Source organism: Streptomyces sp. NPDC002773 (genome assembly GCF_040295605.1).
GTDB lineage: Bacteria > Actinomycetota > Actinomycetes > Streptomycetales > Streptomycetaceae > Streptomyces.
In genome coordinates, this window is sequence record NZ_JBEOVO010000002.1 from 363,623 (window position 1) to 384,656 (window position 21,034).

At 73.7% G+C, this 21,034-nt stretch carries 3 protein-coding genes; all 3 read left to right on the forward strand.

What is annotated here, in order from left to right; all coding sequences use genetic code 11:
• Positions 1-112: 112 nt before the first annotated feature.
• From ABT034_RS04300 to ABT034_RS04310, 3 genes are read left to right on the forward strand one after another with little or no spacing between them, the layout of a single operon-like run.
• Positions 113-15,028: a non-ribosomal peptide synthetase gene (locus tag ABT034_RS04300; protein ID WP_351211074.1), complete on the forward strand. Its 14,916-nt coding sequence runs from the start codon at positions 113-115 to the stop codon at positions 15,026-15,028.
• Positions 15,025-19,647, forward strand: coding sequence for a non-ribosomal peptide synthetase (locus tag ABT034_RS04305; protein ID WP_351211076.1), 4,623 nt, complete (start codon positions 15,025-15,027; stop codon positions 19,645-19,647). The genes ABT034_RS04300 and ABT034_RS04305 overlap by 4 nt, the downstream gene beginning before the upstream one ends.
• The gene (locus ABT034_RS04310; protein WP_351211078.1) at positions 19,644-20,978 is read left to right on the forward strand and encodes a diaminobutyrate--2-oxoglutarate transaminase; all 1,335 of its coding nucleotides are present in this window, start codon (positions 19,644-19,646) and stop codon (positions 20,976-20,978) included. The genes ABT034_RS04305 and ABT034_RS04310 overlap by 4 nt, the downstream gene beginning before the upstream one ends.
• Positions 20,979-21,034 lie beyond the last annotated feature (56 nt).

Consider the following 21,034-nt stretch of genomic DNA (forward strand, 5'->3'; position numbering starts at 1 on the left):
GGCCGGCACCCCCATCACGCCGGCCCGCCCCCGCGGTGCGCCCTCGGGCGGACCCCCAGGCCCGCCCCACCCGTCCGGGCTCCAGAACTCCACGCCGATGCGAGAACGGTCTATGTACGCACACAACTCTGTCGTTGATGTCATCCGCCGCAATGTCTCCGAGCGCGGTGCCGCCCTGAGCTACGAGTTCCTCGCCGACGCCGGCGGTGTCGACACCGAGCTGAGCATGCTCGAGATCGACAGGCGTGCGAGGGCGATAGCCGTCTCGCTCCTGGAGCGGGCGAAACCCGGTGCGCGGGTCATGCTGCTCTATCCGCCGGGCGAGCACTTCGTCGTGGGCTTCGTGGCCACGCTGTACGCCGGCATGGTCGCGGTCCCCGTCTATCCGCCGGACCCGATGCGGATCGCCCGTACGCTGCCCCGGCTTCGTGCGGTCGTCGCAAGCTCCCGCGCCGAGATCGTCCTCTCCGACAGCCTCGTACAGGCCTTCACCCACGAGCTGTTCGAGCAGCAGGCGCCCGAGGTGGCCCGGCTGCCGTGGGTGGTGACCGAGGACGCGATGCTGGAGGGCGCCGACGACTGGCGCCGCCCGGACCTGAGGCCCGACTCGGTCGCCCTGCTCCAGTACACGTCCGGCTCGACCGGCACCCCGCGCGGTGTCGTGGTGACGCACGGGAACCTGCTGTCCAACGGCTCCGCGATCGCCGCCGGTTTCGGCATCGGCGAGGGCGACGTCGTCGCCTCGTGGCTGCCCTTCTACCACGACATGGGCCTGCTCGGCGGTGTGCTCCAGCCGATGCTCTCCGGCCTCTCCAACGTCCTGATGTCGCCGCTGGAGTTCATGCGCCGGCCCATGCGCTGGCTGGAGGCCATCTCCTCCCGCGGCGCGACGGTCAGCGGCGGCCCGAACTTCGCCTTCGACCTCTGCGTCAACAAGAGCACGCCCGCCGAGCGGGAGGCCCTCGACCTGTCGTCCTGGCGGGTCGCGTTCTGCGGCGCCGAGCCGGTGCGCCACCGCACCCTGGAGCGCTTCGCCGAGGCGTTCTCGCCCAGCGGCTTCGACCGGTCCGCGCTGCTGCCCTGTTACGGGCTCGCCGAGGCCACCCTGTTCGTGGCCGGCAGCGGCCGTGGCAACGGCGCCCGCACCACCCGGCTCGACCGCGCGGCCCTGGAGCAGGGCCGCGCCGAGGTGCGTGCGGACGGCGACCCCCTGGTCTCCTCCGGTCTCGTGGCCGAGGGCCACGAACTCGCCGTCGTCGACCCGGAGTCCGGCGCGCGGGTCGCGCCCGGCGCGGTGGGCGAGCTGTGGGTGCGCGGCACCTCCGTCGCCTCCGGCTACTGGGAGGACGAGGCCGCGACCGAGACGGCGTTCGGCGCCCTGCTCGCCGACGACCCGGAGCCGTACCTGCGCACCGGTGACCTCGGGTTCGTCCTGGACGGCCAGATCCACGTCACCGGCCGCCTCAAGGAGATGATGGTCGTCCGCGGCCGCAACCTCTACGCGCACGACCTGGAGGAGACCGCCGTCGCGGCGTCCTCCTGGGCCCGCCCCGGCTGCGGCGCGGCGTTCTCGGTGGAGACCGGGGACGGCGAGGAGTGCGTGATCCTCCACGAGGTCGCCGCCGGCACCCCCGAAGAGGAACTGCCCCGGATCGCCGACGCGATCGCCGCCGCCGTCCAGCACGAGCACGGCATCGCACTGTTCGACGTGGTCCTGCTCGGCGCCCGCAGCCTCGCGAAGACCTCCAGTGGCAAGATCCAGCGCCTGGCCGGCCGGACGGCGTACACCGCCGGTCAGGTCGAGGGCGAGCTGCACCGCCGCTCCGCGTCCGCCCCCGCCCGCGGCGAGAAGCGGCAGCTGACCCTCCCGGCGCGCGCCGAACTCCTCGCGCTCCCCCGCGAGCAGCGCGTCGACGCCATCGAGCGCGCCCTGAGCCTGGTCGGCCGGGGTGAGGGCGACGCGCCCGCCACCATGGTCGCCGAACTCGACCTCGACTCCCTCGCGGCGGTCGACCTCGCCTTCCGGATCGAGGAGCAGCTCGGTGTCGTCACCGACCCGGGCCTGCTGCTCCAGCCGACGAGCCTGCGCGAGGTGGCCACGGCCATCGAGGAGCGGACGCACACCGCCCCCGAGACACCGGTACGGCAGGAGCCCGGCCGGCGCGGCGGAGCCGTACCGCTGTCCGCCGGTCAGCAGTCGCTGCTGTTCATGCGCGACCTCGAAGGCCCGGACTGCCTGCAGAACGTGTCGGTGGCCGTCCGGCTGCACGAGCCGGTCGACACCGGCGTGCTGTCCGCGGCCGTACGGCACATCGGCGCCCGCCACCCCGTCCTGACCGCCCGCTTCACCACCGACGGCAGCCGGCGTACGCAGCTGATCGACCCGGCCGTCCCGTTCGAGCTCGACGTCGTCGACCTGACGGGCGAGGCGGAGCCGGAGCTCCGGGCCCGGGTCGACGCGTGCGCCCTCGCCCCCTTCGACATCGAGAGCGGCGACGTCGCCCGCGCGCGGCTGTTCACCGGCTGCGGCGCACCGGTCCTGGTCCTCGCGCAGCACCACGCCATCACGGACTTCTGGTCGGTGGTGACCCTGCTCGACGAGCTGACGACCGTCTACGGCGACCTGCTGCACGAGCGCACGCCCGAGCTTCCGGCGGCCGTCGGCTACGAGGAGTTCGTCCGCTGGCAGCAGGACTACGAGCGCTCCCCGCAGTGGGGGGCCGACGAGCGCTACTGGCTCGACCTGCTCGCCGGGGACGTCCAGGCGCCGACCCTTCCGGTACGGGAGCGTCCGCAGCCCGGGAAGGGCATCGCGAGCCACCGGGTGACCGTGGACGCCGAGCTGCTCGCCGACCTCGAACGGGTCGCGGGTGACAGCGGCACGACGGTGTTCTCGGTCCTGATGGCGGCGTTCGAGGTCCTCGTCGCCGCGCACAGCGGCTCGCGTGACTTCGTCGTCGGCGCCACCACGGCCGGCCGCCCGCAGGCACGTTTCCGCAACACCCTCGGCTACTTCGTCAACACCATTCCGGTACGCGCCGAGCCCGGCGCCCACGCCACCGTCACCGAGCTGATCCGCAGCACCGGGCAGCAGCTGCGGCAGTCCCTCGGCCACCAGCACTTCCCGGTCAGCCGGCTCGTCGAGCTGCTGCGCGCCCGGGGCAACACCTCGGTCGCGATCAACACCGCGGTCGTCTTCGAGCGGCCGCACAACGCGATCGCCGACGACGTCACCTCGGTGCTCTTCGGCGCGGGCCGTGACAGCGCGGTCCTCGGCGACCTCACCCTCGCGCCGTTCCCGGCCGGTGAGCTGGCCACCCAGTTCGACATCACCCTGCACGCCGTACCCGCCGACGGCGGCCTCCTCGCGCACATGCTGGTCCGCGCGGACCGCTTCGACGAGGCCCTCGCCGCACAGCTGGGACAGCAGTTCCTCGAACTGCTCGGGCAGCTCGCCACCCACGGCGACTCGCCGGTCTCGGCGCTGCGCCTCACCGGCGCGACCGAATCCCTCGGCCGGGCCGACGTCCCCGCCCGCACCCTGCCGGGCGTCACCTCCGTGCACGAGCTGTTCGAGGCGACCGCCGACCGCACCCCCGACGCGGTCGCCCTCACGGCCGGGCCGGTGGAGCTGACGTACGCCCAGGTGGAACGCGCGGCGAACCGCCTCGCGCACCGCCTTCGGCAGGACGGCCTCGGCCCCGAGGACACCGTCGGTCTCTGCCTGGAGCGCTCCACCGAGCTGATCGTCGCGATGCTCGCGGTCATGAAGTCCGGGGCCGCGTTCGTACCCCTGGACCCGACGCTGCCGCAGAGCCGTCTCGCCGACATGGTCGGCGACGCGCGCTGCGCGCGGATCCTCTGCCACGCCGCGACCGCGGACCTCGCCGGCTCCCTGGGCGCCGCGACCCGCGTCGACGAGGAGTCCGGCGCCGGCCTCCCCGAGGACCGCCCCGCGCTCGCCGCCACCGGCGACACCCTGGCGTACGTCATCTTCACTTCCGGCTCGACCGGACGCCCCAAGGGCGTGCAGATCGAGCACCGGTCGCTGGTCAGCTACCTGCTGTCCTTCCTCGACGCCTTCGACGTCGAGGAGGGCGACCGGGTGCTCCAGTTCGCGCCGCTCACCTTCGACCCCTGCCTGGAGGAGATCTTCTCCGCCTGGACCCGGGGCGCGGCCCTGGTGCTGCGGGACGAGTCCGTCCTCGGCTCGCCGGAGCGGTTCTGGGCCTGGTGCGAGGAGCAGCGGCTCACCCTCCTCGACATCCCCACCGCCTTCTTCCACGTCCTCGTCACCGCCCTCGACGCCGGCGCGCAGGTCCCGCCGACGCTCCGCTCGATCCTCATCGGCGGCGAGGCCGCGCACCCCGACAAGCTCGCCCGGTGGTTCGCGGCCGACCGCGGCCACGTCGGGCTCTACAACCGCTGGGGCACCACCGAGACCACGGTGTGCTCGACCGTCGCCCACCTCGGCCCGGAGTCGGGCCAGGTCTCCCGCGCCCGCGACGTGTCCATCGGCGCCGACATGACCGACGCGGTCGTCCACGTCCTCGACGCCGGGCTGCGACCCGTCGCGGACGGCGTCGTCGGCGAGGCGTACATCGGCGGCGTGGGCGTCGGGCGCGGCTACGCGTCGGCGCCCCGCAAGACCGCCGAGCGGTTCGTCCCCGACCCGTTCGCGACCGAGCCGGGCCGGCGCCTGTACGCCACCGGCGACCTGGTGCGCCGGTCCGCCGACGGCGAGCTGCGCTACGTCGGCCGCGCCGACCAGCAGGTGAAGGTACGCGGCTACCGCATCGAGCTCGGTGAGGTCGACGTGGCGCTGCGGCGCCACCCCGACGTCGCCGAGGCGGCCGTCGTCGCCTCCCGGGGTACGGGAGAGACGGAGCTGATCGCCGCCGTCACCGGCGAGGGCGTCGGCGTCGAAGGACTGCGCGCCTGGCTGAACCGCGAGCTGCCCAGCTACATGGTCCCGAGCCGGCTCCTCGTCCTGGACGCGATCCCGCTCACCTCCAACGGCAAGGTGGACGCGCACGCGCTGCGCGAACTCGCCCTCGACGCGTCCCGCTCGGCCGGGGCGGCGGACATGTCGCCCCTGGAGAGCAGGCTCGCGGCGATCTGGTGCGAGGTGCTCGAAGTCGCCGGGGTCGGTCCCGACGAGGACTTCTTCGGGCTCGGCGGGCACTCCCTGCGCGCGGCGGACCTCAACACCCGGGTACGCAAGGAGTTCGGCGTCCAGCCGCCGCTGCGGATGTTCTTCGAGTCGGTGACCGTACGGGCCCAGGCGGCGCGGATCGCGGAACTCGCGGTCACGGATGCGGTCTCTGTCGACGCGGCCGACACCGTGCCCGGCGTCGTCGAGCCCGCGCTCTCGCTGGGTCAGCGCCGGCTGTGGTTCCTAGAGAAGTTCGCCCCCGGCTCCCGCGCCTACGTCGTGCCCGGCGTGCTCCGGCTGTACGGGCAGCTCGACCCGGCCGTCCTGCGCGGCGCGCTCGACGCGATCGTCGAGCGGCACCCCGCCCTGCGTACCGGCTTCAAGGACGAGGGCGGCCGGCCCGTACCCTTCGTGCACACCGGCCTCACCTGCCCCTTCGAGGTCATCGACCGGACCGCGGTCACGCCCGCACAGCGCGAGGCGGAACTGGCCGGACTCGCCGTCGACCACACCCGGCAGCTCTTCCGGCTGGACGAGCCGCCGCTGATGCGCGCCGCCCTGGTGGAGTTCGGGCCCGACGAGCACGCGCTGCTCCTGGCCTTCCACCACATCGTTTCCGACGGCCGCTCCATGGAGATCATCGCCGGAGAGCTGGCCGAGCTGTACGCGCACGGCTCGGGCGTCGCCGGTCACGGCGAACCGCCCGCGCTCGTCCACGAGTACGCCCGGTGGGCGGTCGACGAGACCTCCCGTCTCGATGCGGCCGAGGGCCGGCGCGGCCTGGAGTTCTGGACCGGGCACCTCGCCGGTGCGCCGCTCGCCCTCGACCTGCCCTTCGACCGGCCCCGCCCGGCCGTGCAGACCTTCGACGGCGCGCGGGTGCCGCTGACGCTGAGCCAGGCCGACTCGGACCTGCTGCGCTCCCTCGCCAGGGACCAGCGGGCGACCGTCTTCATGACGCTCGCCGCGTGCATGTCCTCCACCCTGTCCCGTCTCACCGGGCAGGAGCGGGTGGTCATCGGCGTACCCGACGCCAACCGCACGGGCGACGGCTCGTACGACGACGTCGTCGGCTTCTTCGTGAACACCGTGCCGCTCTGCTTCGAGGTGCCGGGCGCCGCCACCGGCCGCGACCTCGTCGACCGCGCCAGGGCCACCACCCTGGAGACGCTGCCGCACAAGTGGGTCCCCTTCTCCGCGATCGTGGAGGCGACGGGACAGGACCGCGACCCGAGCCGCAGCCCGCTCTTCCAGGCCATCCTCGACGTCCGCACCGGCGCGCTGCCCACGCCGGCCCTGCCCGGCCTGCGGGTCGAGACGGCGCCGCTGTACACCGGCACCGCCAAGACCGACCTGACCTTCGAGATCACCGACGACGGCGGTCCGCTGACGGGCTGGCTGGAGTTCAACTCGGACCTGTTCGGGCCCGAGACGGCTCAGCTCGTCGCCCGGCTCTTCGGCGAGACGGCCCGCGCGATGGCGCAGCGGCCGGACGAGCGCGTCGAGACCCCCTCGGCGGCCGCGGCCCTGGACCGCTGGCCGTCCCCCGCGGGCGCCGAGGAGCGGCCCGACACCTTCTGGGCGCGGTTCGAGCGGGTCGCGGACAGCCGCACCGACGCGATCGCGCTCGAGGGTCCGGACAGCGCGCTGTCCTACGGCGAGCTGCGTGCCCGGGTGGACCGGGTCGCCGGGGTGGTCGCGCGGCGGTTCGCCGTGCGCCCCGGGGACGTCGTCGCCGTGTCGGTCGAGCCGTCCGTCGAGGCCGTCGTCGCCGTCCTGGCGGCGCAGCGCTGCGGAGCGGCGTACCTGCCGATCGACCCCGCCTACCCGGCCGAGCGCAAGGAGTTCATGCTGGCCGACTCGGGGGCGCGCGGTCTGGTGACCCGCGACCTCGTCGAGGAGGCACTGCGCGAGGCGCCGGCGGCGGAGGCCTCGGCGCTGCCGCCGGCCGAGCCTGACGCCCCCGCCGAAGCTGCGGCGCTGCCGCCGGCCGACCCTGACGCCCCCGCGTACCTCCTCTACACCTCGGGCTCCACCGGCCGCCCCAAGGGTGTGCTCGTCTCCCACCGTGCGCTCGCCCACCTCACGGCGTACCAGGCGGGTGTCTTCGGGATCGACGCCGACGCCCGCATGCTCCAGTTCGCGAGCCTGAGCTTCGACGCCTCCGTCTGGGAGATCTTCTCCACGCTAGCCGCGGGCGGCACCCTGTGCGTCGCCGGCCGTGAGCACGCCCTCGTCGGTGAGGCGCTCGCCGATGTCCTCGCCGAGCGCGCGATCAGCGTGTGCCTGCTGCCGCCCTCGGTGATCGCGTCCCTGCCCGTCCGTGAACTGCCGGAGCTCAGGACCCTGGTGTCGGGCGGCGAGGCCTGCCGCGCCGAGCTGGTCGAGCGGTGGCAGCCGGGCCGGCGCTTCGTCAACGCGTACGGCCCCACCGAGTGCACCGTCGTCATCACGGCCGCCGAGTGCGTCCCGGGGCGTCCCGCCTCGCTGGGCGCGGTGCTGCCGGGCGGGACGGCGTACGTCCTGGACGCGGAGCTGCGTCCGGTGGTCGCCGGCGCGGTCGGCGAGCTGTACGTCGGCGGCGCGGGCCTGGCCCTCGGCTACCACGGCAGGCCGGGACTGACCGCGGGGCACTTCCTGCCCGACCCGTTCTCCGCCGCTCCCGGCGCCCGGATGTACCGTACGGGCGACCTCGTCCGGCTGCGCGCCGACGGGACCCTGGACTACTGCGGCCGTCGCGACAGCCAGATCAAGCTGCGCGGCTACCGGATCGAGCCGGCCGAGATCGAGTCGGTGCTGCTCGCCCTGCCCGGTGTGACACGGGCCGTGGTGCGGGGCCTCGACGGGGTGCTCGTAGCCCATGTCGAGTCCGCCCATGTCGAGTCCGCCCATGTCGAGTCCGCCCATGTCGAGTCCGAGCTGACCCCGCCGGCGCTGGCGAAGCTGTGCGCGGCCGAGCTGCCGCCGCACATGGTCCCGGCCGCGTTCGTGGTCCGTCGGGAACTGCCCCGGCTGCCCGGCGGCAAGATCGACCCGAGCCGCCTCGGGCGTCCGGGCCGGGCCGACTTCGCGCTCGCCGAGTTCGCCGCCCTGGAGACGGAGACCGAGCGGACCGTCGGCCGGGTCTGGGCCCAGGTCCTGGACGTCGACATGGTCGGCGCGGGTGACGACTTCTTCACCATCGGCGGCCACTCCCTGCTCGCGACCGTGATCACCTCGCAGGTGAGCGAGGAGCTGGGCCGGGAGGTCCCGCTGCGGGCGCTGTTCGAGGCGCCCGTGCTCCGGGAGTACGCCGCGCTGTGCGACGCCGCCGCCGTCCGGGACACCTCCGGCGGGATCGCCGCCCACGCCGCCGGCGGTGCGGACGCACCGCTGTCGGTGATGCAGGAACGCCTCTGGCTGCTTGAGGAGATCGAGAACGGCTCCGGCGAGACCGGCTCCACCGGCAACACCTCCACCGGCCGCTACCACCTGGCCGGCGCGATCCGGCTCACCGGCGCCCTCGACGAGGCCGCCCTCCAGCGGGCCGTCACCCGCCTGGTGGACCGGCACAGCACGCTCCGCACGGTCGTCGCCCACCAGGAGGGCGAGCTGACGCAGGCCGTCCTGGACAGCGCCGACGTCACCCTGACGCGCACCGAGCTGACCGGCGCGACCGCCGAGGAGCGCGCCTCCGAGGCCCGCGCCCTGGTGGAACGCGAGGCGGCGGAGCCGATGGACCTGGCGGGCGGCCCGCTGCTGCGGGTCCGGCTGCTCCAGCTCGGCCACGACGACGCGGTCCTGGTCCTGACCCTGCACCACATCGTGGGCGACGGGTGGTCGATGGAGATCCTCAAGCGGGATCTGACCCACTTCTACGCCGAGGAGACCGGCCACGAGCCGTCCTCCCCGCTGCCTCCGCTCCAGGTCACCTACGAGCAGTTCTCCCGCTGGCAGCGCCACCAGCTCGACTCCGGCGCGCTCGACGCCTCCGTCGCGTACTGGTGCGAGCAGCTCGACGCGCTGCCCTCGCTCAGCCTGCCGGTCTCGCGCGGCGCGGCCGAGCCCGCCGCCGACGAGGGCCGGGGCCACCGGGCCCGGGCGACCGTCACGCCGGAGCTGCGGGAGGCGATGGAGCGGCTCGCCGCCGAGTCCGGGGCGACCCTGTTCATGGTGCTCGCGGCGACCCTCCAGCTGACCCTCGGGCGGCTCGCGGGCCAGCGTGACTTCGCGATCGGCGTGCCCATCGCGGGCCGCGGGCACCGCGAGGTGGAGGACCTGATCGGCTTCTTCATCAACTCGCTCGTGCTGCGCGCCGACCTGTCGGGCGACCCGACCTTCGACGAGCTGCTCCAGCGGGTCCGCACCAGCACCCTCGACGCGTACGAGCACCAGGACGTGCCGTTCGAGACGCTGGTCGGCAGGCTCGCCCCCGAGCGCGACCTGAACACCACCCCGCTGTTCCAGGTCTATCTGAACCTGCTCAACATCCCGCCGCACCGGGGCGACCTGCCGGGCCTCACCGTCGACACCTTCGCCGTCCCCGACCTGGGCGCGAAGTTCGACCTGACCTTCTACGTCGACCCTGGGCAGCCGGGCCTCTCGCTCGACCTGATGTACGCCGCCGACCGCTTCGACCGGGCCACGGTGGACGAGCTGCTCGCCCAGTGGATCAGGGTCATCGAGCAGGCCGTCGCCGACAGCGGCAGCCCCGTCGCCGCGCTGCGGCTCGACACCCCGCTCGCGCGCCGCGCGCTGCCCGACCCGGCCGCACCGCTGGACACCACCTGGTACGGGTCGGTGGTCGAGCAGTTCGAGCGGCGGGCCGCCCGTGAACCGGGGCGGATCGCGATCACCGAACCGGGCCAGGAGCTCACCTACGGGGAGCTGTCCTGGGCGACGGCCGCCATGTCGGGCCTGCTGAACCAGCAGGGCGTCGCCAAGGGCGACGTGGTCGCCATCTACGGCGAGCGCAGTGCCTCGCTGGTCTGGGCGATCCTGTCCGTGCTGCGCGCCGGTGCCTCGTTCGCCATCCTCGACCCGAGCTATCCGGCGGACCGCATCGCCGACTGCCTCGCGGTGGCCCGCCCGAGCGCCTTCCTCCAGCTGGAGGGCGCCGGAGCCGTACCGCTCGCCGTGGACACCGCGCTCCAGGCGGCGTCGCTGCGCTGCCGCTTCGAGCTGCCGTCGAGGCTGGCGGACGCCCGGCACCTGGTGCCGCAGGGCGCGGAGCCGGCCGAGGCCGTCGAGGTGGGGCCGGGGGACTGCGCGTACATCGCGTTCACCTCGGGTTCCACCGGCAAGCCGAAGGGCATCCGGGGCGCGCACGGCTCCCTCACCCACTTCGTGCCGTGGATGGTGGAGACCTTCGGGCTCCGCGAGACCGACCGCTACAGCCTGCTCTCCGGCATCAGCCACGACCCGCTGCACCGCGAGGTGTTCACGCCGCTGGTCACGGGCGCCACGATCTGTGTACCCGACCGGCTCGACGTCGAGACCCCGGGCCGGCTCGCGCAGTGGTTCCGTACCGCGCAGGTGTCGGTCAGCCACATGACGCCCCCGATGGCGAGGCTGTTCGACCAGCTGTCGGTCGCGCCGGGCACCCTGCCGCTCCTGGAGCGGGTCTTCTTCCTCGGCGACACGCTGACCAGCCGTGACGTGCGGGCCATCACCCGCATGGCGGGCTCGGCGACCTGCGTCAACCTGTACGGCTCGACCGAGACGCAGCGCGCGGTCGGCTACTACGTGGTGCCCGCGGCCCACGGCGTCGCCGACACCGACCCGGGTGTCACGTACCCGCTCGGCCGCGGCATGAAGGACGTCCAGCTCCTCGTACTGAACGAGGCGGGGCGGCAGGCCGGCGTCGGGGAGCCGGGAGAGATCGTCATCCGCTCCCCGCACATCTCGCTGGGGTACGCCCACGACGAGGCGCTCACCGCCGCCAAGTTCGTGCGCAGCCCGTTCGGCGACTCCGACGGCGACCGCATGTACCGCACCGGCGACCTCGGCCGCCATCTGCCCGACGGCTCCGTCACCCCGCTCGGCCGCGCCGACACCCAGGTCAAGATCCGCGGCTACCGCGTCGAGACGGACGAGGTGCAGCACGTGATCTGCGCCGCGCCGGACGTCCAGGACGCCCTCGTCCTGGCCCGTGCCGACGCGAGCGGCGAGAACGCGCTGGTCGCGTACGTGGTGTCGAGGCCCGGCACCAGGGCCGTCGGCAACGACGTGAAGGCCTTCGTCCGCAAGCGGCTGCCGGACTACATGATCCCGGCGTTCGTCGTCGCCCTCGACGCCTTCCCGCTGACCCCGAACCGCAAGATCGACCGCGCCGCGCTGCCCGAGCCCTCCTCGGTGGCCGGCGGCCACGAGGACGGACCGCGCGCGCCGCTGACCCCCACCGAGGAACTGGTGGCCGGCCTGTGGCAGGACGTGCTCGGCGCGCCCAAGGTGGGCCCCGAGGACAACTTCTTCAACCTCGGCGGCCACTCCCTCATGGCCACCCAGGTCGTGTCGCGGATCCGCCGGGTGTTCGGCTGCGACATCGCACTGCGCACCCTGTTCGAGAAGCAGACCGTACGGGACCTCGCCGCGCACATCGACGGCGTCTCCGGCGGAGGCAGCGAGACCGCACCGGTCGTCGCCCTGCCCCGCACCGGACCGCTGCCCGCCTCGTACGGCCAGGAACGCCTCTGGTTCCTGGACCAGCTGGAGGGCGATACCGGCGCCTACAACAGCGCCACCGTCGTGCGCATGCGCGGCCCGCTGGACACCGGAGCCCTGGCCGCGACGCTCGACGAGCTGGTCGCCCGGCACGAGGTGCTCCGCACCCGGCTCGTCATGGACGACGGGCGGGTGAGCCAGATCGTCGAGCCCGCCGACGCGGTCACCATGCCGCTCACGGTCGTCGACCTGAGCGGCGAGCCGGAGGAGACCGCCGAGCGGCGCTGGCCGGAACTCGTCGACGAGGCCGCGCGGCACCGCTTCGACCTGGCCGAGGCACCCCTCGAACAGGCGACCCTGATCCGGCTCTCCGACGAGGACCACGTCTTCGTCCTCGCCGTGCACCATGTCGTCGCCGACGGCTGGGGCCTGCAGATCGTGGTCCGCGACTTCGCGGCCCTCTACCAGGCGCACCGCCAGGGCACGGCGTCCCCGCTGCCCGAGCTCGACGTGCAGTACGCCGACTGGTCGAGCTGGCAGCGCGAGCGCGTCGAGGGCGGCGACCACCAGGCGCAGCTCGACTTCTGGTGCGAGACGCTGGCGAAGCCGGCGCCGCTCCTGGAGTTCCCCGCGCAGCGGCCGAGGCCGGCGGCGATGACCAACCGGGGCCTGACGGTACGCCGGATCCTCGACGCCGAACTGGTCGGCGGGGTACGGCAGGTGGGCCGCGAGCACAACGCGACCCTGTTCATGACGTTGCTCGCGGCGTTCAACTGCCAGCTGCACCGCTACAGCGGCGCCGCGGACATCGCGGTCGCCACCCCGGTGGGTACCCGCTCGGTCGAGATCGAGGACGTGGTCGGGTTCTTCGTGAACACGATCGTCTTCCGCAACACGCTCCGGGCGGAGGAGTCCTTCACCGAGCTGCTCGACCGCGTCCGGTCCACGACCCTGGCCGCGTACGCCAACCAGGACGTTCCCTTCGACCGGGTGGTGGACGCGCTCCAGCCGAGCCGGGACCTGAGCACGAGCCCGCTGTTCCAGGTCATGTTCACCCTGCACAACGCGCCGTACTCGGAGATCGACCTCGGCGACCTCAGGCTGGAGCGGCTGCACGCCCCCGTCGGCACCGCCAAGTTCGACCTCAGCCTGGACCTGGCCGAGGAGAAGGACGGCCTGCACGCCACCCTGGAGCTCAACGCCGACCTCTTCGACGAGGAGGCAGGCCGGACGCTCCTGGACCACTTCGAGGCCCTGCTCGGCAGCATCGCCGCCGCCCCGAAGCGCTCCGTGGCCGACCTGGAGATCCGCCCGGAGGCCGAGGCCGCCGCGCAGGACGCCCTGAGCGCGGGACCGGGGGCCTTCACGCCGATGACCACCACCGAGTCCCTCGCGCACTGGGCGCGGCTCACCCCGGACGCCCCCGCCGTCATCGACGGCGGCACCGTCTGGACGTACCGCGAACTGCGGGACCGGGTCGCGGCGCTCGCCGAGCGGCTTTCCGCGGCGGCCTCCGGCCCCGAGCCGGCCGTCGTGGTGTGCGCCGGGCGCTCGGCCCGGCACATCGCCGCCGCCCTCGCCTGCGACGCGGCCGGAGCGACGTACGTGCCGGTCAGCCCCGCCGTACCGGACCGGCGGATCGCCACCGTCCTCGACCGGCTTGGCGAGGTCGTCGCCCTCACCGACGACGAGCAGGCGGAGCGGATCGCCGCCCTGCTCGCCGACGCCCGCGGCACCCACCTCGTCCTCGACGACTCCGTCTCGGACCGGCCGCTCGACACCCACGGGACGCACCCGGCCCGGCGCTCGTACGTGATCTTCACCTCCGGTACGACCGGTGAGCCCAAGGGCGTGGAGATCGAGCAGGCCGGCCTGCTCAACCACCTGGAGCTGATGGCCCACGACCTGGAGCTGTCCTCGGGCGACGTCATCGCCCAGACCGCCTCGCAGTCGTTCGACATCTCGGTCTGGCAGATGCTCGTCGCGGTGACGCGCGGCGCGGCCACCGTGGTCAGCGACGACGCCACGAGCCGGGACGCGGAGGCGCTGACCGCCCTCGTCCGGGAGCGCGGTGTCAGCGTCCTCCAGCTGGTGCCCGGCATGATCAGGGCGCTGCTCGACCACGCGGAGGACGGCGACCTGGCGAGCCTGCGGTATCTCATCGCCACCGGAGAGGCGCTGCCGCCGGACCTCGCGGCGGAGTGGCTTCGCCGCTTCCCCGGGATCCCGATGGTCAACGCGTACGGCCCGGCGGAGTGCTCGGACGACACCCACCTCGCGGTGCTGACCACCCCGCCGCCGACCGACCGCGCGGTCCCGCTCGGCACGCCCGTCGCCGGAGTGACGTCCTACGTCCTCGACGCGCAGGGACGGCGGCTGCCGTTCGGCGTGCCGGGCGAGCTCGCCATCGGCGGCCCGGCGGTCGGCCGCGGCTACCTCGGGGACCCGAAGGCCACGGCGGAACGGTTCGTCCCCGACCCGTACGCGGCGGAGCCCGGCGCCCGGCTGTACCGCACCGGCGACCGGGTGAGGCTGGGCTCCGACGGCCACCTCGAGTTCCTCGGACGGCTCGACGACCAGCTGAAGCTCCGCGGCTTCCGCATCGAGGCCGGCGAGGTCGAGACGGCCCTGTGCGAGCTGCCCTCCGTACGGGAGGCGGCGGTCGTCCTGCGCGACTGCGACGGCGAACCGACCCTGGTCGCCTGCGTGGTCACCGCCGAACGGGACCCGGCCGTCCTGGCCGCCGCGGTCGGCACCCGCCTGCCGCGCTACATGGTCCCCACCGGCTACGTCTTCGCCGACCGGCTGCCCCGCACCCCCAACGGCAAGGTCGACCGGGCCGCGCTCCAGCGGGACGACGTGACCGTCGAGCGGGTCCGCCGGCGCTTCGAGGAACTGTCAGGACCGACCGAGCGGCTCGTGGCCTCGGTGTTCGAGGAACTCCTCGGCACCCCGGCGGTCGGCGCGCTCGACGACTTCTTCACCCTGGGCGGCCACTCGCTGCTCGCCACCCGCCTGGTGGCCGAACTGGCCGCCCGGACGGACATCGAACTGCCGCTGCGCACGGTCTTCGAGCAGCCCACCGTGCGCGGTGTCGCACAGGCCCTGGAGGAACTCCAGCTGGCCGGGCTGAGCGAGGCCGAGCTCCTCGAACTCGAGGTGCTGCTCGACGGCGTGACCGACGACCAGGCCCGCGAGCTGCTCGCGGCCGGCGAGGAGAGGGACGCATGATCCGGGAAGCCGCCACCGAGCGGGAGAGCATCGAGAGCCTGTCCGCGGCCAAGCGGGAGCTGATGGCCTCGCTGCTGCTGGCCCGTGGCAAACAGCGGGCCGCGGCGCGCACCATCCGCCGCCGCGACACCGCGAAGCCCGGCCCGCTGTCCCGGGGCCAGGAGCAGCTGTGGGTCGCCGAGTCCCTCGCGGACGGCCGGCCGCTGTACAACGTCCCCTACGGCGTCCGGCTGCGCGGCGCCCTCGACACCACCGCGCTGCGGGCCGCGCTCGACGGGCTCGTCGACCGGCACCCCGTCCTGCGCACCGTCTACCGGCAGCTGCCGGACGGCGGCCTCGAACAGGTCGTCCTGCCGGCCGCGCCGATGGAGCTGCCGGTCGAGGAGGCCGCCGACGAGGAGGCCGCCGTGGCCGCCGCGCAGCGCGAGGCGGCCCTGCCGATCGACCTGGCGGACGGCCCCGTGATCCACGGGCGCCTCTTCCGGATCGCCGCCGACGACCATCTCCTCGCCCTGGTCGTGCACCACATCGCGACCGACGCCTGGTCGGTGGGGGTCCTCCTGGAGGACCTCGCGGAGCTGTACGACGCGGCCCGCGAGGGCCGCTCGCCCCGGCTGCCCGCGCTCGGCATCGACTACGCCGACGCGGCCGCCCACGAGCGGGCCCAGGAGCCCGAGGACTACAACTGGCTGGTCGCGCAGTGGCGTGAGCAGCTGGCCTGGGCCCAGCCGCTCGGCCTCTCCCCGACCGGAGACCGGGGCACGGCCCGTACCGGCCGGCGCATCCGCTCCCAGTGGGACGGGCAGTTCGGCCGCGAGCTCCAGCGCACCGCCGAGGCGCACCGTACGACCGTGTTCAACGTGATGCTCACCGCGTTCGCGGTGCTGCTCAACCGGTACACGGGCACCTCCCGGTTCGCCGTCGGCACGGTCATGGCCAACCGGAACCGGCAGACCGAGCGCCTGGTCGGCTACTTCGCGAACACCGTCCCCGTGGTGGCCGACCTGTCCGCGGGCGGCGGCAGCCTCGGCGACGTCCTGGCCGGCATCAGCCGCGAGTCGCTGTGGGCGCAGGAGCACCAGATCCCCTTCGACGTCCTCGTCGACAAGGTCGCGCCGCAGCGCACGCTGGCCGAGAGCCCGCTGTTCGAGGCGATGTTCGTCTTCAACAACGGCCCCGGCCACGAGATGCGGCTGCGCGACCTGTCCCTGACCCCCACCCACCTGCACTCGGGCACGGCCAAGTTCCCCCTCGACCTGTCCTGCGCGGTGACGGACGACGAGGTCATGGTGTCCCTGGAGTTCGACGAGTCGGTGCTCGACACCGCCGCCGCCGAGCGCCTCCTCGGCCACTACCGGCGGCTGCTCACCGGCCTGTGCGAGACCCCGGACGTCCACGTCGACAACGCGGACCTGCTCACCCCGGCCGAGCGGGAGCTGGTCGTCGACGAGTGGAACCGTACGGGCGAGGAGTACCCCGCCCACGCCACCGCCCACGGCCTGTTCGAGGAGTGGACGGACCTGGAGCCGGACGCTGTCGCCGTGACCTGCGGCGACGAGGCCGTGAGCTACGCCGAACTCGACGCCCGCGCCAACCGGCTCGCCCATCTGCTCATCGCCGAGGGCTGCGGCCGCCACGCACGCGTCGGTGTCTGCCTGGAGCGGGGCGTCGACCTGGTCGTCACCCAGCTCGCCATCGCCAAGACGGGCGCGGGGTACGTCCCGCTCGACCCCGGCTACCCGGCCGAGCGTCTCCAGTGGATGCTGGCGGACTCCGGGGCCCGCCTGGTCGTCACCCGTGACGACCGGCTCGCCGGCGAGGGCGTCACGGCCGTCGACCCGGCTGCCGCCGCCGCCCACCCGGCGACCCGGCCGGAGCGGGACGTCCGCCCGGACGACCTGCTGTACCTGATCTACACCTCGGGCTCGACCGGACTGCCCAAGGGCGTCCTGCTCGACCACAGGGGCCGCGTCAACAACTTCACCGACTTCAACCGGCGCTTCCTCGTCGGCCCCGGTGACAAGGTCTTCGGCGTCTCGGCGCTGGCCTTCGACATGAGCGCGTACGACGTGTTCGGCACGCTCATGGCCGGTGCGACCGTGGTGTTCCCGGCCTCGGAGGACGAGCGTTCGCCGCACCGCTGGATCGAGACGATCGAGCGCGAGTCCGTCACCGTGTGGCACTCGGTACCGGCGCTCTTCGGACTCCTCGTCGAGGAGTGCGAGATCCGCGCCGGCGAGCGGCTGCCGATCCGGCTGGTGCTGCTCGGCGGCGACTGGATCCCGCTGGCACTGCCGCAGCGGGGCGCCGCGCAGCTGATCCCCTCGGCGCAGCTCGTCAGCATGGGCGGCGCCACCGAGGTCTCCATGGACTCGACGATCCACCTGATCGGTGACGTCCTGCCGGAGCAGCGCAGCATCCCGTACGGCGTCCCGATGGCCAACCAGACCTCGTACGTCCTCGACGCGGGCCTCTCCCCGCTGCCCGTGGGCGTGCCCGGCGAGCTGTACCTCGGCGGTGTCGGTGTCGGCTGGGGCTACCACAACCGGGCCCGGCTGACCGGCGAGCGCTTCGTGCCCGACCCGTTCAGCACGGCCCCCGGGGCCCGGCTGTACCGCACCGGTGACCGGGCCCGCTGGATGCCCGACGGCAACCTCGAACTGCTCGGCCGCATCGACTTCCAGATCAAGATCAACGGCTACCGGGTGGAGACCGGTGAGATCGAGGCCGCGCTGCGGGAGGTCATCGGCGGCGGTTCCTGCCTGGTCGCGGCGCACGGCCCGCGCGACGGCGCGAAGACCCTCGTGGCCTATCTGGTGGCGCCCCCGGGCGGTGAGGTCCCCGACGACGCCGAGCTCAAGCGGCAGCTGTCGGCGAGCCTTCCCGCGCACATGGTGCCCGCCTCCTTCGTCCGTATGGAGTCCTTCCCGCTGACCCACAACGGCAAGGTCAACCGGCGCGAGCTGCCGGCGCCCACGGCCGCCGCCCTCACGGGGCGCGCCGCGAGCACCGGGACCGAGCGGGCCCTGGTGGAGCTGTGGCGCGAGGCCCTCGGCCGTGACGACGTCCCCGTCGACATCGGCTTCTTCACCCTCGGCGGCAACTCGATCGCGGTCATCCGCATGGTGAGCGCGGCCCGCCGCGCGGGGATCGAGATGACGCCGCGCATGGTGTTCGCCCACCAGACGGTCGAGGCACTCGCGAAGGCGATCGACGAGCGCGAGGCCTCGGCCCCGACCCGCGAGGCCTCGGCCCCGACGGCGGGGGCGAGTCGGGCCCGGTCCGCCGGCCCGGTGGTGACGCCCGGGCAGCAGCACATGCTGGACGTCCTCGACAGCGCCTGGGTCCCCGGCCTCTACCAGATGCAGTCCACGACCGAGCTGCCCTTCGAGATCGACCCCGACTGCTTCCGGACGGCCTGGCGGCAGCTCAACGACCGGCATGCGGTGCTGCGCACGGGGTTCCGGAGGGACGGCGGGAGCGAGGGAAATGTGGGCGCTTGGACGCCTGTCGTCGCCGACGCCGACGGACTCGACCCGGTGATCGAGGTCCTCGACTGGAGCGAGCACGCGCCGGACGCGGTCGCCGACGAGCTGATCGCCCTCCTCGAAGCCGAGCGCGCCACGCCCTTCGACGTGTCCGCTCCGCCCCTGTGGCGGGTGTGGCTGGTGCTCGGCCCGTCCACCTGGTGGCTGGGCCAGATCCAGAGCTACCTCGTGGCCGACGGCTGGTCGAACCTGGTGCTGCTCGACGAACTCCTCGCGCTGTACCTCGCCGCCCTCGAAGGCCGCGACGCGGGCCTCCCGCCAGTCCCCGCACTCGACGCCGAGGACGCCGACCCCGAGGCGGACCGCGCCTTCTGGCAGAACCAGCTGGCCGGGGCGCTCCCCTCGCGCCTCGCCGCGGAGCCGGGCCGCCTCGGCCCGTCCCGCTTCAGCCGTACGGCGGGCAGGCTGGACCCGGCGGTCGCCGAGACGCTGCGGGAGCGGGCCGCCGAGCACGGCCACACCTTCTCGACCCTGGCCTGCGCGGGCTGGGCCCTGCTCGCCTCCTCGCGCCTCGACCGCGCCGACGTCACCGTCGGCGTCGTCTCGGCGGGCCGCGACCGCGCCGTCGAGGGCCTGGAGCGGGCGGTCGGCCTCTTCATCGCCGCCCTGCCCGTCCGGGTCGAGGTGAACCGGGACGACACCCTGACCTCCCTCTTCGACCGCTTCCAGCTGGCCCGCGTCGAGGGCGCCGAGCACACCTCGGTCCCCACCGGCGCCCTCCAGCGGATGGGGTCGGGCGAAGGACCGCTGTTCGACTCGGTCGTCGTCGTCGCCAACTACCCGGTGTCCTCGGGGCTGCGCGCCCAGCAGTCCGCGAGCGTCCAGCGCGGCACCGAGAGCGACGGCACGCGCAACCAGACCGAGTACGCGCTCCGCCTGGACATCACCGACGACGCCGAACCCCGTATCGCCCTGTCGTACTACGGCGACCGCGTCGCCGACACCGAAGCCCGGCGGCTGCTCGACGACTACCTCGCGCTGCTCGCCGCAGTCGCCCGTACGCCTGCCGCCACCGTCGGGCAGGTACTCCCGCTCCCGCTCTCCCCCCTCCCGATAGGAGACCTCCGATGACGGTCCTGGCAGATCTGACGACGTCCACCCAGGTGCTCGAAGCCACCCCCGCCCCCACCGCGGCGGCGCGCGAAGCCACCGCCACCACCGTGTTCGAGACGCGCGAGTCCGGTGTCCGCTCGTACTGCCGGGCGTTCCCCGTCCTCCTCAGCTCGGCTCACGGCACCACCCTGGTCGCCGAGGACGGCACGGAGTACGTCGACTTCTTCTCCGGCGCCGGTGCCCTCAACTACGGCCACAACCACGCCCACATCAAGCGCCAGGTCGTCGCGCACCTGGAGGGCGACGGGCTGCTGCACGCGCTCGACTTCCACACGGCGGCCAAGCGGGAGTTCCTGGAGCGCTTCGGCCGGGAGGTCCTGGAGCCGCGCGGGCTGAACCACCGCGTGCAGTTCTGCGGCAGCACCGGCACCGACGCCGTCGAGGCGGCCCTGAAGCTGGCCCGTAAGCACACCGGCCGCTCCCAGGTGATCGCGTTCTCCGGCGCGTACCACGGTGTCAGCCGCGGCAGCCTCGCCGCGACCGCCGACCTGTCGCTGCGCAAGGTGGCCGGTACGCCCCTCGGCGAGGTCACGCACCTGCCGTTCCCGGTCGGCCCGCGCGGCCCGTTCCCGACGATGGACCTCCTGGAGCAGTACCTCGGCGACGACCTGTCCGGCGTCGACGTGCCCGCGGCCGTGATCCTCGAAGTCGTGCAGATGGAGGGCGGCGTCTACCGCATCCCCGACGCGGACCTGCGGCAGCTGCGCGACATCTGCGACCGGTACGGCATCGTGCTGATCGCCGACGAGATCCAGGCCGGCTGCGGCCGGACCGGCGGCTTCTTCTCCTTCGAGCAGGCCGGGGTCGTCCCCGACCTCATCACCGTCTCCAAGTCGATCGGCGGCCTGGGCCTGCCGATGTCGATCCTCCTCATCCGCGAGGGCCTCGACTCGTGGGCGGCCGGCGACCACCCGGGCACCTTCCGCGGCAACCAGCTGGCGTTCGTCGCCGCCTGCGGCGCCCTCGACCTCTGGCAGAGCCAGGCCTTCCTCGACCAGGCCCGCGACGGCGCCGAACTGCTGCGCGACTTCTGGGAGAACCACCCGCTGCCCGGCGTCGAGGTGCGCTGCGAGGGCCACGCGATCGGCATCGACCTGACCCACGCGGGCGGCCGGCAGGCCGCGGACGACGTCGTGGCCTGGTGCTTCGAACGCGGCCTGATCGTCGAGTCGACCGGCCGCGACAAGGCCGTCCTCAAGCTGCTGCCCGCGCTGACCATGGAACTCGACGTGCTCCGTTACGGCTGCGAGCTGATCCACGAGGGCCTGCGCACGGCGCTGGCCCGCTGATCCGCCGTATCCCTTCTCGAACCCCCGCCCCCACAGGACACAGGAACAGGAACAGG